This is a genomic window from Tamlana crocina (genome assembly GCF_012037625.1).
Map to the genome: position 1 here is coordinate 124794 of NZ_JAAVJS010000010.1, position 17323 is coordinate 142116.

Annotated in this window: 16 protein-coding genes and 1 other RNA gene; 5 read left to right on the top strand and 12 right to left on the bottom strand. The window is 38.9% G+C overall.

Features of this window, described 5'->3' with window-relative positions; all coding sequences use genetic code 11:
- Positions 1-35: 35 nt before the first annotated feature.
- On the bottom strand, positions 36-1322 hold the full coding sequence (locus tag HC176_RS08950) for an NAD(P)/FAD-dependent oxidoreductase (RefSeq protein ID WP_167917856.1): 1287 nt from the start codon (positions 1320-1322) through the stop codon (positions 36-38).
- 107 nt (positions 1323-1429) lie between these two features.
- Here HC176_RS08950 and lpdA point away from each other — a divergent pair, with 107 nt between their 5' ends.
- Positions 1430-2806 (top strand): dihydrolipoyl dehydrogenase, encoded by a 1377-nt coding sequence (gene lpdA, locus HC176_RS08955; RefSeq protein WP_167917857.1) that lies wholly within the window; start codon positions 1430-1432, stop codon positions 2804-2806.
- A gap of 150 nt (positions 2807-2956) precedes the next feature.
- Here lpdA and aroQ read toward each other — a convergent pair whose 3' ends face one another.
- The 3 genes from aroQ to HC176_RS08970 form a co-directional block, all read right to left on the bottom strand.
- Positions 2957-3379: a type II 3-dehydroquinate dehydratase gene (gene aroQ, locus HC176_RS08960; protein ID WP_167917858.1), complete on the bottom strand. Its 423-nt coding sequence runs from the start codon at positions 3377-3379 to the stop codon at positions 2957-2959.
- A 78-nt stretch (positions 3380-3457) separates the two neighbouring features.
- Positions 3458-4018 (bottom strand): porin family protein, encoded by a 561-nt coding sequence (locus HC176_RS08965; RefSeq protein ID WP_167917859.1) that lies wholly within the window; start codon positions 4016-4018, stop codon positions 3458-3460.
- Between the two features lie 136 nt (positions 4019-4154).
- A complete protein-coding gene (locus HC176_RS08970; RefSeq protein ID WP_167917860.1) occupies positions 4155-4652 on the bottom strand; it encodes an outer membrane beta-barrel protein in 498 nt (165 codons plus the stop codon).
- A 222-nt stretch (positions 4653-4874) separates the two neighbouring features.
- Between HC176_RS08970 and xerD the strand changes: the two genes are divergently transcribed.
- Positions 4875-5777 carry a site-specific tyrosine recombinase XerD gene (gene xerD, locus HC176_RS08975; RefSeq protein WP_167917861.1) on the top strand — a complete coding sequence of 301 codons (903 nt, stop codon included), beginning with the start codon at positions 4875-4877 and terminating at the stop codon, positions 5775-5777.
- Positions 5778-5857: 80 nt separating this feature from the next.
- Here xerD and rny read toward each other — a convergent pair whose 3' ends face one another.
- The 4 genes from rny to HC176_RS08995 all read right to left on the bottom strand — a co-directional run bounded on the left by rny (position 5858) and on the right by HC176_RS08995 (position 8278).
- Positions 5858-7432 carry a ribonuclease Y gene (gene rny, locus HC176_RS08980; protein WP_167917862.1) on the bottom strand — a complete coding sequence of 525 codons (1575 nt, stop codon included), beginning with the start codon at positions 7430-7432 and terminating at the stop codon, positions 5858-5860.
- Positions 7433-7491: 59 nt separating this feature from the next.
- Positions 7492-7622, bottom strand: a non-coding RNA gene (gene ssrS, locus HC176_RS08985) — 6S RNA.
- A 55-nt stretch (positions 7623-7677) separates the two neighbouring features.
- On the bottom strand, positions 7678-7971 hold the full coding sequence (locus tag HC176_RS08990) for a cell division protein ZapA (RefSeq protein WP_167917863.1): 294 nt from the start codon (positions 7969-7971) through the stop codon (positions 7678-7680).
- 16 nt (positions 7972-7987) lie between these two features.
- The gene (locus tag HC176_RS08995; protein ID WP_167917864.1) at positions 7988-8278 is read right to left on the bottom strand and encodes a hypothetical protein; all 291 of its coding nucleotides are present in this window, start codon (positions 8276-8278) and stop codon (positions 7988-7990) included.
- A 175-nt stretch (positions 8279-8453) separates the two neighbouring features.
- Between HC176_RS08995 and HC176_RS09000 the strand changes: the two genes are divergently transcribed.
- Both HC176_RS09000 and HC176_RS09005 read left to right on the top strand, forming a co-directional pair.
- Positions 8454-10139, top strand: coding sequence for a M23 family metallopeptidase (locus HC176_RS09000; protein ID WP_167917865.1), 1686 nt, complete (start codon positions 8454-8456; stop codon positions 10137-10139).
- Positions 10093-12615, top strand: a complete 2523-nt coding sequence (locus HC176_RS09005) for a TonB-dependent receptor (protein WP_167917866.1) — start codon at positions 10093-10095, stop codon at positions 12613-12615. The genes HC176_RS09000 and HC176_RS09005 overlap by 47 nt, the downstream gene beginning before the upstream one ends.
- Before the next feature lie 3 nt (positions 12616-12618).
- Here the strand turns inward: HC176_RS09005 and HC176_RS09010 are convergent, their stop codons facing one another.
- Positions 12619-14058, bottom strand: coding sequence for a cell wall anchor protein (locus HC176_RS09010; protein ID WP_245234865.1), 1440 nt, complete (start codon positions 14056-14058; stop codon positions 12619-12621).
- A 295-nt stretch (positions 14059-14353) separates the two neighbouring features.
- A complete protein-coding gene (locus HC176_RS09015) occupies positions 14354-15496 on the bottom strand; it encodes a cysteine desulfurase family protein (protein ID WP_167917867.1) in 1143 nt (380 codons plus the stop codon).
- A gap of 134 nt (positions 15497-15630) precedes the next feature.
- Here HC176_RS09015 and HC176_RS09020 point away from each other — a divergent pair, with 134 nt between their 5' ends.
- On the top strand, positions 15631-16560 hold the full coding sequence (locus HC176_RS09020) for a hypothetical protein (protein WP_167917868.1): 930 nt from the start codon (positions 15631-15633) through the stop codon (positions 16558-16560).
- Here HC176_RS09020 and HC176_RS09025 read toward each other — a convergent pair whose 3' ends face one another.
- Positions 16561-17118, bottom strand: a complete 558-nt coding sequence (locus HC176_RS09025; RefSeq protein ID WP_167917869.1) for a Smr/MutS family protein — start codon at positions 17116-17118, stop codon at positions 16561-16563.
- Positions 17118-17312, bottom strand: coding sequence for a hypothetical protein (locus tag HC176_RS09030; RefSeq protein ID WP_167917870.1), 195 nt, complete (start codon positions 17310-17312; stop codon positions 17118-17120). The genes HC176_RS09025 and HC176_RS09030 overlap by 1 nt, the downstream gene beginning before the upstream one ends.
- Positions 17313-17323 lie beyond the last annotated feature (11 nt).

Here is a 17323-nt window from a genome sequence, read left to right on the forward strand (position 1 = left end):
TATTGAAAAACATCCATTTTAAGTATGATTTGTAATTATTCTGATTTCAACTTCTTCTTAAACGGCCGGATAATCAATCGGGCTTCCCGATCAAACCGAATGTAATTGTACACCCAGTTTACAAAAACCACCATACGGTTTCTAAAACCAATAAGAAAGAACAAGTGAACAAACATCCAAACGTACCACGCAAAAACACCTTGAAATTTCCAACGTTTTAAATCGACCACGGCTTTATTTCTTCCAATGGTAGCCATAGCACCTTTGTCTTTATACTTAAACGGTTCCATAGGTTTTTCTTCAATGAGGCGCAGCATGTTATCGCCCAATTGCTCACCTTGCTGAATGGCCGGCTGTGCCATCATGGGCAGGCCATTGGGAAACTCATCGGTAACCATACAAGCAATGTCGCCAGCTGCAAAAATATGACCAAAGCCTTTTACTTGATTGAATTCGTTTACTAAAATCCTGTTACCACGGGTAATGAAATCTTCGGCATCCAAACCTTTAATGGTCGCTCCTTTTACGCCTGCTGCCCAAACTACTGTGGCGGTTTCAAAAGTTAAATCGGTATTGGTGGTAACGGTTTTTCCGTCGTAATTGGTTACCCGTACATTTTTCCATACCTGAACGCCCAACTTTTCAAGGAAATCTTCAGCTTTGTGTGAGGCCTTTTCGCTCATGCCTTTCAAAATACAATCGCCCGATTGAATAATGTGTATCTGAGCCATACGTGTATCCAAATCTGGATAATCCTTTGGCAAAATACCTTTTTTAATTTCAGCCAAAGCGCCGGCTAATTCCACGCCAGTTGGTCCGCCACCCACAATTACAAAATTCATCAGAGCGTTGCGTTCATTTAAATCGGAAGTCAACAGCGCATCTTCAAAATTTTCAAGAATTAAACTTCTCAAATTGAGCGACTGCGGCACAGTTTTCATGGCCATGCTGTTCTTTTCAATTTCAGCATTCCCAAAATAATTGGTTGTTGAACCCGAAGCCACCACCAAATAATCGAATTTCAACTTTCCAATATCGGTAACCACTTTGTTTTTCTCCGTGTCGATTTCCTCGACATTCGCCAACCTAAAGTAAAAATTAGGAAAATCCTTTAATATTTTCCGAATGGGGTACGCAATGGAATCGGGCTCTAATCCGCCGGTAGACACCTGATACAGCAAAGGTTGAAACGTGTGGTAGTTATGTTTATCGAGAAGCACCACCTGCACTTCTTGTTTTGACAGTTTTTTGGCCAACGCCACTCCGGCAAATCCGCCCCCTATAATTACAATTCTGGGAAAACTCGTTCTTGGTATGTTCATAAATTGATACTTACTGGGTAAAGGTAGTATAAAGATGCAAATTTTACGGCATTCTAAATTCCTTATTAAAATTCGATTTCGTAAATTCGTAGCCTAAATTTTAACAAATGAGTAAATACGATATTATTGTTCTTGGAAGTGGTCCTGGTGGTTATGTTACGGCTATTAGAGCATCGCAATTAGGTTTTAAAACCGCTATAGTTGAAAAAGAAAATCTTGGGGGCGTATGTTTAAACTGGGGATGTATCCCAACTAAAGCCTTATTGAAGTCGGCCCAAGTATTTGAATACCTGAAACATGCTGAAGATTATGGTTTAACCGTAAAAGACGCAAAACACGATTTTGATGCTGTAGTAAAGCGCAGCCGTGGTGTGGCCGACGGGATGAGCAAAGGGGTTCAGTTTTTAATGAAGAAGAACAAAATAGACGTTATTAATGGCTACGGAAAAATAAAACCAGGCAAAAAAGTAGATGTTGATGGTACCGAATACAGTGCCGACCATATTATTATTGCTACCGGAGCGCGCAGTCGCGAATTGCCTAGCCTTCCACAAGACGGCGAAAAAGTAATAGGTTACCGTGAAGCGATGAGCTTGAAAAAGCAACCTAAAAAAATGATTGTGGTTGGATCGGGCGCTATTGGAGTGGAGTTTGCCTATTTCTACAACTCCATGGGCACCGAAGTAACGGTTGTTGAATATTTGCCAAACGTAGTGCCTGTTGAAGACGAAGACGTTTCAAAACAATTGGAGCGCTCGTTTAAAAAGAGTGGTATCAATGTAATGACCTCTGCCGAGGTCACTAAAGTAGATACTTCTGGAAAAGGCGTAAAAGCTACAGTTAAAACTAAAAAAGGAGAAGAAGTTCTTGAGGCCGATGTCATTTTAAGTGCCGTTGGAATTAAAACCAATATTGAAAACATCGGATTGGAAGATGTGGGTATTGTGGTTGATAGAGACAAAATTATCGTTAACGATTACTACCAAACCAACATGCCGGGTTATTACGCTATTGGCGATGTTACTCCAGGGCAAGCGTTGGCGCACGTGGCTTCTGCTGAAGGTATTTTGTGTGTTGAAAAAATTGCTGGAATGCATGTTGAGCCTATCGACTATGGCAACATTCCTGGATGTACTTACTGTACGCCAGAAATTGCTAGCGTTGGATTAACCGAAAAAGCTGCCAAAGAAAAAGGTTACGATATAAAAATAGGGAAATTCCCGTTCTCGGCCTCTGGTAAAGCCAGTGCTGGTGGAAACAAAGATGGTTTCGTGAAAGTTATTTTTGATGCCAAGTATGGCGAATGGTTGGGCTGCCACATGATTGGTGCCGGAGTAACCGATATGATTGCCGAAGCTGTTTTAGGTAGAAAACTTGAAACTACAGGGCACGAAGTATTAAAAGCCGTTCACCCTCATCCAACTATGAGTGAAGCAGTGATGGAAGCCGTTGCCGCGGCTTATGATGAAGTGATTCATATATAAACGACCCCTCCTAGCCTCCCCGAAGGGGAGGAACACTCTTGAAAATAATAAAAAATGCTGGTGAACAAATTTGTTCACCAGCATTTTTTATTACCGTATTTTTTGTCCACAATTAAAAAGTTTGAGTGGGGTTCCTCCCCTTCGGGGAGGCTAGGAGGGGAAAAAACTTTGAATAGCCAACTCGTAACTTTGCAGTCCGAAACCTAAAATAACACCTTTCGCATTCGGCGAAATATACGATTGATGTCTAAACTCTTCCCGTCCAAATGTATTTGAAATATGTACTTCAACCACCGGCGCTTCAATGCCTTTGATGGCATCACCAATTCCAATGGACGTATGGGTATAAGCACCCGCATTTAAAACTACACCGTCAAAACTGAACCCTACCTCATGTAACTTATCTATTATTTCTCCTTCAATATTCGATTGATAATAGCTCAATTCAACATCGGGGTATTTATCTTTTATAGTATCAAAAAATTCAGTAAACGTTAGGCTTCCGTAGATATTAGGCTCGCGCTTACCCAATAAATTTAGATTGGGGCCGTTGATGATGATTATTTTTTTCATGCAGTAAAAATACAAAAGTTGAAATATAAAAAAACCGAAATATAGGATACTTCGGCTTAAGTTAAATATGATCTCTAATTAAAATCGAAATCCTAGACCTATTTGCAAAAAGTTAAACTTCGTCTTAATATCACTAGGATCAATTCCGGAATCTTCATCAGGAAAAACAAACGCATCATCATCTAATCTATTGTTTAAACCTAAAGAATACCTTGCAGAAGCAAAAACCTTGTTAGTAATATCATAACTCATTCCTGCAGATAATCCTATACCCGTTTTTTTAACCCCGTCGGATTCCTCTAAAATAAAATCTAATTGAGGCCCAAATAGTAAGCTAAATTGTTCTGAAACATTAAACTTCCCCATTAATGGTATAACTAAAGAATTACCAGATTCTCCATCCTGTCTTGAGTTAACATACTGCACTTCTGGTTGAATATGGAATTTTTCAGAAGTTTTTATATCTGCAAATACACCAACGTAAAACCCAGAGACATTATCTGAAGCCGATATACCATCAAATTTTACTGAGGCAATTAAAGAGTTATAACCAGCAGTTGCTCCAAACTTGGTGTCTTGCGCGTTTAGACTCATTACTAGAGAAACAAAAAGCACTGCTAAAATTGAAACTTTTTTCATAATATATTTAATTGAATTATGTAACAAACATAAATAGATTTAGTTTACTATAAAATTATATTATTAATTGCTTTTATTTTAATCAATAAAAAAAGGGAAGCTTTAACTTCCCTTTTTCTTTAAATTATCGTGTAGATTACAATCCAAATTCTACACCAGCAGTTATTGTATTAAAACCTACTGTTACAGGACCAGCGTCAATACTAACTCCTCTGTAGGCAAGTACAACATCAAGAGACTCACTCACAGCATACTGAACTCTTGGTGCATAGTAAAAACCACCATCATTACCATCATTAATGCCTACTGCATATCCCAAATCTACACCCAATGTGAATTCATCAGAAACATTGAAACGTCCTGCTGCAGCTAAGGGCAAAAATTGAGCATCTTCAGCATCTCCAAAATCTGTATCTTTACCAAAAGACTGAGAAAAACCCGTTGCTACACCTGCTTGAATTTGATCAGAAACCTCCCATAAATAAGAAGCGTCTACAGTAATGTTAAAAGAATAAAAATCACTAAAATCTCCAGTGATAAGTCCAACATTAACACCTCCATTAAACTGCCCTTGAGCATTTAGGCCTGTAATTCCGAATACTGCAATAGCAGCCAATAAAAATAATTTTTTCATAATATTAAATGTATTTAGTTTGATATTGACAAATTAAGGTCAAATTTTTGGAAAATCCTACAAAACTAATTAGGTTATCAACAATTTTATTAACATTTTTTATCAAATACTTAATTATCAATCATTTAAACTTTTAGTTGTTAACAAAAAACAATTAATATACGTAGAATTACGTATTACAAAATTTGAAAAATAAAACCCTATTTACCTATTTTTACAGTTATGAAATGGCAAAATGCACTTAAGGATTATCAATTGTATTTAAAAATTGAACGTGGGCTTTCAGAAAACTCCATCAACAATTATGCACTCGACATAAAAAAACTGGTTTCTTTTTTAGAAAACAATAAGATCACCACCTCACCTATCGATGTATCCACCAAAACCATTCAAGAGTGCATTTATGAAACAGCCAAAAACGTAAGTGCACGGTCTCAATCGCGGTTTATTTCTGGTCTTAGAAGTTTTTTCGATTATTTGGTTTTTGAAGATTACCGGGAAAGCAACCCTTTGGAACTCATTGAATCACCTAAAATTGGCAGAAAGTTACCTGACACTTTATCGGAAGCGGAAATTGACCAAATCATAAGCACCATAGATTTAAGCAAACCGGAAGGAGAACGGAATCGGGCCATGCTGGAAACCTTATACGGTTGCGGATTACGTGTTAGCGAACTTGTAAACCTGAAAATTTCAGATCTGTTTTTTGAAGAAGGCTTTATAAAAGTTACGGGCAAAGGAGACAAACAGCGTTTTGTACCCATTGTTGACCTGACCCAAAAGTACATCAACATCTACAAAAACGAAGTCAGAACGCACCTTTCCATACAAAATGGACATGAAGACACCTTGTTTTTAAACCGAAGGGGCAAACAACTCACCCGCGCCATGGTATTTACCATTATCAAACAACTTACTGAAAAAATCGGGCTAAAAAAGAGCATTTCACCACATACCTTCAGACATTCTTTTGCGACACATTTATTGCAAAATAACGCCGATTTACGTTCCATCCAACTAATGCTGGGCCATGAAAGCATCACCACTACCGAAATTTATGTGCACATGGACAAAACACATTTAACTGAAACGGTTGAGAAATTCCACCCTCGTAAAAGTCGATAAACAAAAAAATCCAGCTCTTTTTTGAACTGGATTCTTATTATAAATATTTAACTAGAGATTCCTGCTTTCGCAGGAATAACTTATTTGGCGATGTTAACCGCCCTAGTTTCCCTGATTACGGTAACCTTAACCTGGCCAGGATAAGTCATATCGGTTTGTACTTTTTGCGAAATGTTGAATGATAGGTCGGCTGCCTTTTGGTCGTCCACCTTTTCACTTTCAACAATTACACGAAGTTCTCTACCCGCCTGAATAGCATAAGCCTTTTTCACGCCCGTAAAGCCAAAAGCAATATCTTCCAAATCTTTTAAACGCTGAATATAGCTGTCCAATACTTGGCGACGTGCTCCCGGTCTAGCACCAGAAATAGCATCACAAACTTGAATAATTGGCGCCAATAACGATTTCATTTCTACCTCGTCGTGGTGTGCCCCAATTGCGTTACAAACATCTGGTTTCTCGCCGTATTTTTCAGCCCACTGCATTCCTAAAATAGCGTGTGGTGTTTCCATATCGGCTTCGGCATCTGGCACCTTTCCAATATCGTGCAATAAACCGGCTCGCTTGGCCAGTTTCGGATTCAATCCTAATTCGGCAGCCATCACTCCACAAAGCTTAGCTACTTCGCGCGAGTGCTGCAATAGGTTTTGACCGTAAGACGAACGGTACTTCATCCTACCAACCATTTTAATCAATTCTGGATTCAAATTGTGAATACCCAAATCGATAACGGTACGTTTACCCACTTCAATAATTTCTTGCTCAATCTGCTTTTGGGTCTTTTTAACCACCTCTTCGATTCTCGCAGGGTGAATTCGTCCATCGGTTACCAATTTGTGCAACGATAGTCTGGCTACCTCTCTCCTAACGGAATCAAAGCAGGATAATATAATCGCTTCCGGCGTATCGTCAACGATAATCTCAACACCTGTAGCCGCTTCAATGGCGCGGATGTTACGTCCTTCCCTACCGATAATTCGTCCTTTAACATCATCCGATTCAATATTGAAAACTGACACGCAATTATCAACTGCTTCCTCTGTACCAATTCGCTGAATCGTGTTAATTATGATTTTTTTAGCATCCTGCTCTGCCGTTAATTTGGCCTCTTCCAAAGTGCTTTGAATGTAAGCCATAGCATCATTCTTAGCCTCTCCTTTAAGCGATTCAACCAACTGCTCTTTGGCTTCTTCCGCCGAAAGGCTAGAAATAACCTCCAACTGCTGTACTTGGCTTTTATGCAATCTGTCAACCTCTTCCTGTCTTTTATCTAGCACTTCCAATCGGTGATTGTAGTCGTTTATTTTTCCTTCTAAACTGTCGTTAAGTTTTTTGGTTTTGGAAAGTTCACTCGAAACCTGCGATTCTTTATCACGCGTACGCTTAACGGCTTCGTCCATCTTTTTGTCGCGCGCCAAAATCACCTTTTCATGCTCAGCTTTAAGTTCAATGAATTTTTCCTTGGCTTGAAGAATCTTGTCCTTTTTAATGCTTTCACCTTCACTATTGGCTTCCTTAAGAATTAAGGCGGCATTTTTCTTGGCCTCCTTTACCAATTTTGAAGCATTATTTTTCTCTAGTATTTTAGCTATTATAAAGCCTAAAATTAGCCCTAAAATAACACCACCCACTGCAAATATAATTGAGTTGTCCATCTTTGATTTAGTTAATTTACATATATAAAAAAAGCCTACACCAGCATAAAGTTTTGTATAAACTCCTTAAAAACAAGTTTAGGGCTAACAAGCTGATCAAGGATCCGCCCATAGATACCGAAACAAGTTCGGCACTAGCGGCCTGCTTTTACAACTTAAACTCACCCTTTTTAAAGAATTAACGTTGAGTTTATCAAAAAAAATAACTAATGTAGGCAGTAACTTTTACTTATTTTAAAGAACGACTAAGAGATTAAGTGCGATTGCAACAAACCGTGCAGCGCATTGAGTTTATTCTCAACATGCTCATTAACATTTGCCTTATCGATAGATTTCTGCTCTACCTGAGAGGCAAACTGTAGGGCACACATGGCCAACACGTCTTGTTTATCTCGAACAGAATAACTTTGCTCAAACTGTTTTATCATAACCTCAATGTTTTTGGCCGCCCTGCGCAGCCCCTCTTCTTGATGGGCTTCGATAGTTAACGGGTACACCCTATTAGCTATAGACAGTTTGATTTTAAGCTTTTCTGACATTGAGTGTGATGTTGTGCTAATCTGATAGTTGGGCAATACAATGATCTATATCCCTAATTAGCGCATTTATTTTAAGCTTAGTTTCTCTTTTATTATCGTTACTACCAAGCATGGAATTTGCCATTTTTAAAGCTTCGTATTTTTCTTCCCAATTCGAAATCACTTCTTTTTGGGCGGCTACTTCTTGCTTTGAAACGTCTAATTCTTCCTTTAATTTCGCATTAGCAAGCTTCAAAAGCTCTAGTTTGTGTAATACTTTACTAATCTTGTTTTCTAAAGAATCTACAATATCCTCAATATTACCCATTTGCAAAATCCAATACTTACCTCACAAAGTTAACATACCTCATTAAGAATAACAATTGTTTTTTCATAAAATTTTAAACACATTTTATCATAGCCACCTATTTCCCATTGGCTCGATTTTTGCACAATGCTTGGCGATTTCACTTCTAATTAATATTTTAGCACAATACTTTTTTATGCGATTTTTACCTACTCTTTTTTTAGTGTTTTCAATAGTTGTAAATGCCCAAAACAACTATCCGCAGGATTATTTTAGTAGTCCTTTAGAAATTCCGCTGATACTTTCTGGCACCTTTGCCGAATTGCGGTCAAACCATTTCCACTCCGGCATTGATATTAAAACCCAACAACGCCGAGGTTTGAGAGTGAAAGCCTCTGCCAGCGGATTTATAAGCCGGATAAAAGTGTCACATTATGGCTACGGAAAAGCGCTTTACATCACCCACCCTAACGGCTACACAACGGTTTATGCGCATTTACAAAAATTCGCTCCTGAGATTGAAGCTTATGTTAAAAAGCACCAATACGAAAAAGAGTCTTACGAAATCGAGCTCTTCCCAAGCGCTGGAACGCTGCCCGTTACCAAAGACAGCCTTGTAGCCTATAGCGGAAACTCCGGGGGTTCTGGCGGGCCGCATCTGCATTACGAAATACGCGACAAACAAGAGCGCCCCATTAACCCCATGCTATTTGGCATTGATATAAAAGATACCTCGTATCCTATAGTGCATTCGTTATACGTGTATCCGTTGGATGAAAATTCGTTTGTCAATAAGTTTCAAAACAAACAGAAATTACGCTTAACACCTTTACAAAATGGCGATTATATTGCCGAAAATATTGAAGCCATCGGTAACATTGGCTTTGGCATAGAAACCATCGACAGACAGGATTACGCGGCTAATTCCAACGGGGTTTACAACATCCAGTCGTTCGTTAATGGTAGTAAAAATTTCGAACTGGATTTTCGTCGTTTTTCATTTGATGAAACCAAACACCTCAATGAACTGATTGATTACGCCCATTATACTACAGAGCGCGAACGCATCCAGAAACTGTTCAAAAAAAATAATCCGCTCAGCATTATTAAGCCAGTTTTTAACAACGGCATCATTACCGTACAAGACAGTACCCAGTCGGTATTTAAGATTAGGGTAACCGATTTTAAAAACAACGAATCGTGGGTGACCGTTCAAATAAAGGGCACTAAAAACAGCATGGGTGAACCCGAACACGCCAAGGTTACACCATATTTTATACAAGCTGATCAAACCACCAATTTAAAACAAGGACCAGTTAGCGTCGATTTTTATAAAGACACCTTTTACGATGATTTTTATTTGGATTTTGAAGTAACAAACGACACTTTAATACTGCATGACGACATTATGGCCTGCCAAAAAAACTTCAGCATAACGTTTGATGCCAGTAAATATTCCGACGAAGACCTAAAGAAACTCTATGTAGCGCGTTTGGTGGGTTACAATCAATATCCATCTTACACTTACACTAAAAAAAATGACAAAATCCTAACAGCGAGCTCTAAAAAACTGGGCACTTACACTCTTGCTACTGATACCATTGCACCCACTATTTCAGCTTCAAATTTTAAAGATGGACAGTGGATGAGTAATTACCATTATTTAAAAATTAAAATTGATGACGACGCTTCGGGCATTTCAAATTACAGGGCCACCGTTAACGGCAAATGGATTTTAATGGAATACGATTACAAAACCAAAACCCTAACGCACGATTTTAACGATGGAATAATAACCGAAACCAAAAACAATTTAAAAGTGATTGTGACCGATAATGTTGGAAATAATTCTACTTTTGAAGCGTTATTTTACCGCAAATAAACTTTTTACATCTTTGAAAGCAAAACTCTTACTAACCACTTGTTTACTTTTTTCTTTAATTACCATTGGCTTCTCGCAAACCGCTACCGTAAAAGGTATAATTCTCGATGAAAGCAATACACCTATTGAAAATGTAAACATAAAAAGCAACAGAGATACCGGCACCAAAACCAACGAAAATGGTTTTTACACCATCGATATCCCCATTAACCAAGATATCACCTTAGTTTTTACACATATTTCTCACAAAAAGGTCGAGAGCACTTTCAACTTAAAAAACGGCGAGGTTTACGAATTTAACCCGGTAATGAACAATACCGTTGAGCAAATTGCAGTTGTGGTTGTTAGTGGCGACCGCCGAAAAGAGGTTGAAGGTGTGGTTACCCTAAACCCAGAAACCATAAGAAAAATACCGGGTGCCAATGCCGGTGTTGAAAATTTATTGATGGCACTTCCAGGTGTAAGCAACAACAACGAGTTGAGTACCCAATATTCGGTTCGCGGTGGAAATTACGATGAAAACCTCGTTTACGTTAACGGCATTGAAGTTTATCGTCCGTTTTTGGTTCGCTCAGGACAGCAGGAAGGATTGAGTTTTGTAAATACCGACTTGGTTCAAAACGTCGATTTTTCCGCTGGTGGGTTTCAAGCCAAATATGGAGACAAACTATCTTCTGTTTTGGACATTACTTATAAAAACCCGTATCAATTTGAAGTGAATGCCGATTTGAGCTTACTCGGCGGAAGCCTTTCCGTTGAAAACGTGAGCAAAGATTCAAAATTATCGGGCATTGTGGGGCTACGTTATCGCGACAATAGTTTGCTAGTAAATGCCAAAGAAACAGAAACCAATTTCCGGCCGTCTTTCACAGACGCCCAAGCGTTTTTCACCTATAAATTCACCAATAAATTCCATTTGAGCTTTTTAGGGAACGCTTCGTTGAACACCTACGACTACCAACCACAAACAAGACAGACCAATTTTGGAACCTTGGCCGACCCTGTGGCACTTATCGTGTTTTACGAAGGCCAGGAAAAAGACCGCTACCAAACGCTTTTCGGAGCATTTAAAGGTTCGTATTTTGTAAACGACGACTTAACGCTGCAACTCATTACCTCGACCTACCACACGACCGAAGAGGAGTATTTCGATATTTTTGCACAGTACCGATTAGGCGAAGTAAACAACAATATAGGCGACGAAAATTTAGGCGAAGTAGAATTTAGCGAAGGCATTGGCAGCCAACTAACGCACGGCCGAAACGATTTAGACGCCTTAATTACGAATATTGAGCATAAAGGCGATTTTAAAATTAACGATAACCGCATTGAATGGTCTGCAAAATTCACCCATGAAAACATCCGCGACCGATTGGTGGAATGGGAAGTGATTGACTCGGCAGGGTTTTTTTTGCGTCCGCCTAAAACCTCATCCAACGAACAGCCTTATGTGCCATTTACCGGCCCATTGGAGCCCTATAACAATGTTCGCGCCACGAATAACACGACCATAAACCGCTTTCAGGCCTACGCCCAATGGAGCAAACACAGCAGCTGGGGCAATACCGATGTTTGGTACAATGCAGGTATTAGAGCCCATAATTGGACGGTTAGCGGCGATGGCATTGCGCCATCTTCTCAAACTGTTTTCAGTCCGCGTGCGCAATTCGCCATCAAACCCGATTGGGAAAAAGATATGCTTTTTAGAGTAGCTACAGGTATGTATTACCAACCACCGTTTTATCGCGAACTTCGTGATGCCAACGGTGTGGTTCAACCGAATGTGAAAGCTCAAAAATCAATTCATTTGGTATTGGGGAACGATTACAGTTTTAAAATGTGGGAGCGTCCGTTTAAACTCACTTCAGAGCTGTACTATAAAAACTTAAGCGATGTCAACCCTTATACTTTGGAAAACGTACGCATCCGTTATCGTGCAAACAACAGCGCCAAGGCTTATGCCTACGGATTGGATATGCGACTAAACGGCGAGTTTGTTCCAGGTACCGAATCGTGGTTTAGTTTTGGCTATTTGAAGACTGAAGAAAACATTGAAAACCGCGGATATATCTCCCGCCCCACCGACCAACGCTTAAAGTTTGCGGCGCTATTTCAGGATTATGTGCCCAATGTACCAAACATGAAAATGTATTTAAACCTGGTTTACAACACCGGGCTGCCAGGAGGTTCGCCTAGTTACGCCGACCCTTACGTGTACCAAACGCGCCTACCGGATTACAAACGAGCCGATTTAGGGCTACAGTTTGTTTTGGTTGAAGGACAAAAACAATTTAACAGCGGATGGAAAAAACCATTCAAGGAGCTTTCGTTCGGATTTGAAATTTTCAACATTTTTGATGTACAAAATTCCATTACCAATACATGGGTGCGCGATGTAAATACCAAACGCCAGTACGCCATACCCAATTATTTAACGCCACGTGTTTTTAATGTACGCACGACGATGAAGTTTTGAAAACTATTTAATGCTTAGGTTTTCCGAAAAAACCACTAAGCTATCAATCCCGCTTCCGGTTAACCTCTGAACATAAACCTCTATGTAATCTCCGTTTTCAAGATTAACGTTCGCGTTTATCGATATGTTTTGGATTTGTGTATCACTGTCAATATATACTATAGAATTCGATTCGGTAAGGACAGTTCCATTCTTTGCTAAAACAAACGCATAAAAGTTTGTTGCTGCACCTGTAACGCGAACCGACATGGAAGCATTGATTTGGAATTCTCTTTCTTTTAATCCGTCGTAAACTAATCTGTTGTTGCCACCAGCACTAGTAAACCTAAAAAGGCTATTAGCAGTAAAAGTACCATTTCCTTGAACCTCTGTAGCTATACCATTGATTATTGTTTGAGAAAAACCTGTTGTTAAGGTACCATTAAAGTAAAAATTTCCAGAAGCCACACCATCAGTTTCCTCTGCAATTCCCGGAGCATTTACAAACCAGTTATTGGTGAAGTTATACCCAGGATAGCTGCCCGTGGTATATCCATCCACATAAGTTCCTACTCCAGAAAATGCCGTTCCCAACAACACGCCATCGGTTACAGCTGGGTCTGCGCTCACATCCACACCGGTTGCCCCCGAAGGCACTGTGCTAAAACCACTTACCTTTTCTATTAAATTAAATGTACCAGTGTAAGTTTCAAACGTACCGGTATTAGTCCCAAGCCATCCCATATTATTTAGCAAAAGCATATTAATGGAGCTATATGTTATCCCTGTAGTATTTCCCGAAAACTGAATGATATTATTAAAAACAAGCCCAAAGTTGGCAATACTACCCACGCTAGATGAGTTTTGGACTATACAATTTTGCACCACCAACGACTCTACCCCACTTCCGGATAATCCAAAAACACCGCCACCTGTGGCCTCTAAAGTTAAATTCCTAATACTGCCTCCATTTGCCCCAGAAAACAAAATGCCACTTGCCCGAACAAGCTTATCTTCATTTGTATCCAAGCCGATTAAATAAGCGCTGTTTAAATCAATTGGAGCAACTAATGTGATTTCACCATTAATTTCATAAAGTGTATTGGTGTCTAATTCATAAAACGCTCCGCCACCAGCAGTTAGTTCATCTGCTAAATCGGCTTCACTTTTTATCAATTTATAATTATCTCGGGTTTCAATCTCTCCCAATTTTTCCCATACACTACTACCGTAATAATAAAATGCACTTTCATCGGTATCGTAAACCAACAAACCTTCTGCCGGAGAGGCTATTGCTGTTCTTTGGGATGATGTCATTCTTGGAGTTAAAACACCTTGCGATGTAGATTCGATGTCTAAAATTGAAGACGGATTAGGGTTGGTTGTCCCGATTCCAATTTGCGCAGCCATAGTCGAGGTTAGCAGACAAAACACTACAAAAATAATGAGTTTATCTTTTTTCATACAACTTATAGAGATTTGGGATTTCTATTCTATAAAAGTACAAAATTTACACAAAGAACCATGAGCAGGGCTAAAAAAACGTATGATAATTCCGTGTTTAAAAAACACTATTAACAAATCATTTAGCCAATTCAAGAGTTGAAAACTATATGATTTATTTAACATAAACAGCTTCAATTAGCCTGCATCATTATTACTAAAAACTTCCTTTTAACAAACCTATCGATATACAGAATTTTTTTATTTTAGTTAAGTTGGCAAAATACAAGAAAATGGAAGAAACCCTATGCGATCTTTAGGTGCTAAATTCTTTTAAAACTCCAACCACATAATCCACTTCCGCTTTGGTATTGTAAATACTGAACGAAAACCGGATAGATGGCTTCTGCAAATCATCTTCATTTAGAATTTCAGACAGTACATGTGAATTTCTCGAACTTCCACTTTGGCAGGCACTCCCCTTAGAACAGGCAATCCCTTTTAAATCCAACTGAAATAAGAGCATAGCAGACTTTTTTGGTGGCACGGGCAAACACACGTTAACGAGCGTATAAGTACCGTTTTCAGTATTTTCAGATTCCCCGTTGAAAGTGGGATTCGGGATTTCAGATTTCATTTTATCAATAAAATACTGTTTCAAACCAAACACGACTTGATGCTCTTTTTCGAGATTTTGGTACGCCGCTTTTAGAGCCAACTCCATGCCCACAATATTATGTACACTTTCGGTACCTGCCCGCAAGCCGCGCTCTTGTTCCCCTCCGTAAATCATAGGTTTTAACCCACTGTTTTTTCTAATAAAGGCAAAACCGACACCTTTTGGCCCATGGAATTTATGTGCCGATGCCGCCAAAAAGTCCACAGGAATATCCTGTAAATCCAAATTATAATGCCCGACGGATTGTACCGCGTCTGTGTGGAAAAGCACATTGTTTTCCTTGCATAGTTTAGCAGTTCGTCTTAAGTCTAAAATATTGCCAATTTCATTGTTAATGTGCATCAAGCTCACCAAAGTTTTATCGTCGGTTTTCAATAAATTTTCCAGATGTTCGAAATCCACATTCCCATTTTTGTCAAGGCTTACATAACTCACGTTAATTTTATAATCAACCTCCAATTGTTGAACGGTATGCAAAACGGCATGGTGTTCAATTTTTGAAGTGATGATACGCCGAACCCCCAAGTCCTTAACTGCACTTTTCAACACTAAATTATCGGCCTCGGTTCCCCCCGAGGTAAAAATAATTTCACTAGCAGATACGTTAAAATGACTAGCAATTGCTTTTCGGGATTTTTCAATTAACACTTTTGATGAACGACCAAAACTATGTGAAGATGAGGGATTACCATAATTTCCATTCATTACTTCAACCATTCCTTTAATCACCTCATCCCGAATAAGGGTTGTTGCCGCATTATCAAAATATACCTGTTTCATTTTAAAGTGTAAACTTAATGCCCATTAAAAAAAATCATGCTTTTAAAACTTCAAAAGTACTTGAAATAAAATTATTTTCAATACGCTACGTTATAAATAACAATTCTGTTATTTTTGCCTAAAAACCACACCCCATGCGCAAGTTATTTTTAGCTGTTTCAACTTTTATACTTCTCCCTCTTAACTCTTGTGACGACGGTGATGTCATCACTTTTGAGTTGGATTTTGATGATGATTTTCAAGTTTGCGAGAGCGGTGGCGATTTGGTATTTTACAAAACTAAGAACGATCCATCTGAATCTTTATCGCTTAAGGTTACCGATTTAACTATTGCAGATATTTTGAAAGTTGATGAAAAAAATGAATACAAAAAAGACATCACTATAAACGCCAACAACCCTTTTAACTACAGAACTTACAGCAACACCACATTGCCCAACGATTTGTTTTGCAATGCCATACCTAATTCTGAAGTAAAATTAAAAGAAGATATTGAAAGCACCAGTGGTACTGCAAAATTAAGAACGGAATTGATTGAAGACGATAACGATGGGGTGCCAGCTGAACTTGAAGACATAAACGGTGATGGCGATTTAGAAAATGATGATACCGACGGCGACGGCATACCCAACTATATTGACGCCGATGACGATGGCGACAATATTTTAACCAAAGATGAAAACCCAGACCCCGATGGCAACGGTATTTTTGATGATGCACAAGATACCGATGGTGATGGCATTCCTGATTATCTAGATGCTGACGATGATGGCGACGGTATTTTAACCCGTGATGAAGAAGGCGACACTCAAGACAACAACCCCGCAAACGATATTACCAACAGCGAAGTGGGAGCCGATTATTTAAACCCTGCTGTTACAACTTTGGTACCCGCAACAGCCTACAGAGAACACACTATCAACAGAACGTTTACCGTAACCCTGGTGATTGAAAATTTTGATCTAACTTTGATTTCCTTAGACGTTTTTAATTTTGGAACCCTTGAAAGCAGTGCCATACCCGATATTTCGAAAAGCCGGAAAGTAACGCCCGAATTTAATTAATCACTGAGGATTTTGGTAAACATACACTTCAGTAGCGCCCAAGCCATATTTTTGGTAATTGGCATCATAAAACTTTAGGTTGCTATAACGACCAAATAAATATTCCAACTCCAGCTTTAAAACACCCTCGCCCACCCCGTGGATGAATACTATTTTTTGAATGCGATTGGCTATGGCAAATTCTAATTTACGCCGCGCGGTATCCAATTGAAGCGTTAACATATCGTGGTTGCTCATGCCCCGCGTCGATTTAACTAGTTGATGGATATGCAAATCGACTTCCATTGCTGGAGCAAAACGTTCCTTTGCTTTCTTTTTGGGCTGCTGCTTTCTTTTGGGTTGTTCTTTTTCTGAAATTATAGAATCTAACTCCGAATGTGCCAACCACTGAGACTTCATGGTTTCCTTAGCTTGTTTTTTTACCAATTCGTGCGTTTCAAATTCCAACACAAAGCCTTCTTCAGTTTCTATTGAAACCGTTGTTCCCTTAACGGATTTCACCTTTCCTGAAAGTTGTTCATCCAACACAAATACGTAATCGTCAGGTTTAAATAACATTAGTTTTCGTTTTCAGAATTCCCGGAATCTTCATCTTTTTTTCTACTGGGAATGGTCTTTGAAATACGGTAAACACCAATCATGAGCAACACTATTCCCAATATCAAAACAAATTGGTTTTGATTTGCCCCTGCCTTGGCGTAAATAGCCACAAAAGCACCAACAATAATCAATATATAATTTAAATATTTCATTATTTATCAAT

Coding starts and splice junctions, on each gene's coding strand:
- HC176_RS08950 (WP_167917856.1), bottom strand. CDS start 1,322: ATGAACATACCAAGAACGAGTTTTCCCAGAATTGTAATTATAGGGGGC.
- lpdA (WP_167917857.1), top strand. CDS start 1,430: ATGAGTAAATACGATATTATTGTTCTTGGAAGTGGTCCTGGTGGTTAT.
- aroQ (WP_167917858.1), bottom strand. CDS start 3,379: ATGAAAAAAATAATCATCATCAACGGCCCCAATCTAAATTTATTGGGT.
- HC176_RS08965 (WP_167917859.1), bottom strand. CDS start 4,018: ATGAAAAAAGTTTCAATTTTAGCAGTGCTTTTTGTTTCTCTAGTAATG.
- HC176_RS08970 (WP_167917860.1), bottom strand. CDS start 4,652: ATGAAAAAATTATTTTTATTGGCTGCTATTGCAGTATTCGGAATTACA.
- xerD (WP_167917861.1), top strand. CDS start 4,875: ATGAAATGGCAAAATGCACTTAAGGATTATCAATTGTATTTAAAAATT.
- rny (WP_167917862.1), bottom strand. CDS start 7,432: ATGGACAACTCAATTATATTTGCAGTGGGTGGTGTTATTTTAGGGCTA.
- HC176_RS08990 (WP_167917863.1), bottom strand. CDS start 7,971: ATGTCAGAAAAGCTTAAAATCAAACTGTCTATAGCTAATAGGGTGTAC.
- HC176_RS08995 (WP_167917864.1), bottom strand. CDS start 8,278: ATGGGTAATATTGAGGATATTGTAGATTCTTTAGAAAACAAGATTAGT.
- HC176_RS09000 (WP_167917865.1), top strand. CDS start 8,454: ATGCGATTTTTACCTACTCTTTTTTTAGTGTTTTCAATAGTTGTAAAT.
- HC176_RS09005 (WP_167917866.1), top strand. CDS start 10,093: ATGTTGGAAATAATTCTACTTTTGAAGCGTTATTTTACCGCAAATAAA.
- HC176_RS09010 (WP_245234865.1), bottom strand. CDS start 14,058: ATGAAAAAAGATAAACTCATTATTTTTGTAGTGTTTTGTCTGCTAACC.
- HC176_RS09015 (WP_167917867.1), bottom strand. CDS start 15,496: ATGAAACAGGTATATTTTGATAATGCGGCAACAACCCTTATTCGGGAT.
- HC176_RS09020 (WP_167917868.1), top strand. CDS start 15,631: ATGCGCAAGTTATTTTTAGCTGTTTCAACTTTTATACTTCTCCCTCTT.
- HC176_RS09025 (WP_167917869.1), bottom strand. CDS start 17,118: ATGTTATTTAAACCTGACGATTACGTATTTGTGTTGGATGAACAACTT.
- HC176_RS09030 (WP_167917870.1), bottom strand. CDS start 17,312: ATGAAATATTTAAATTATATATTGATTATTGTTGGTGCTTTTGTGGCT.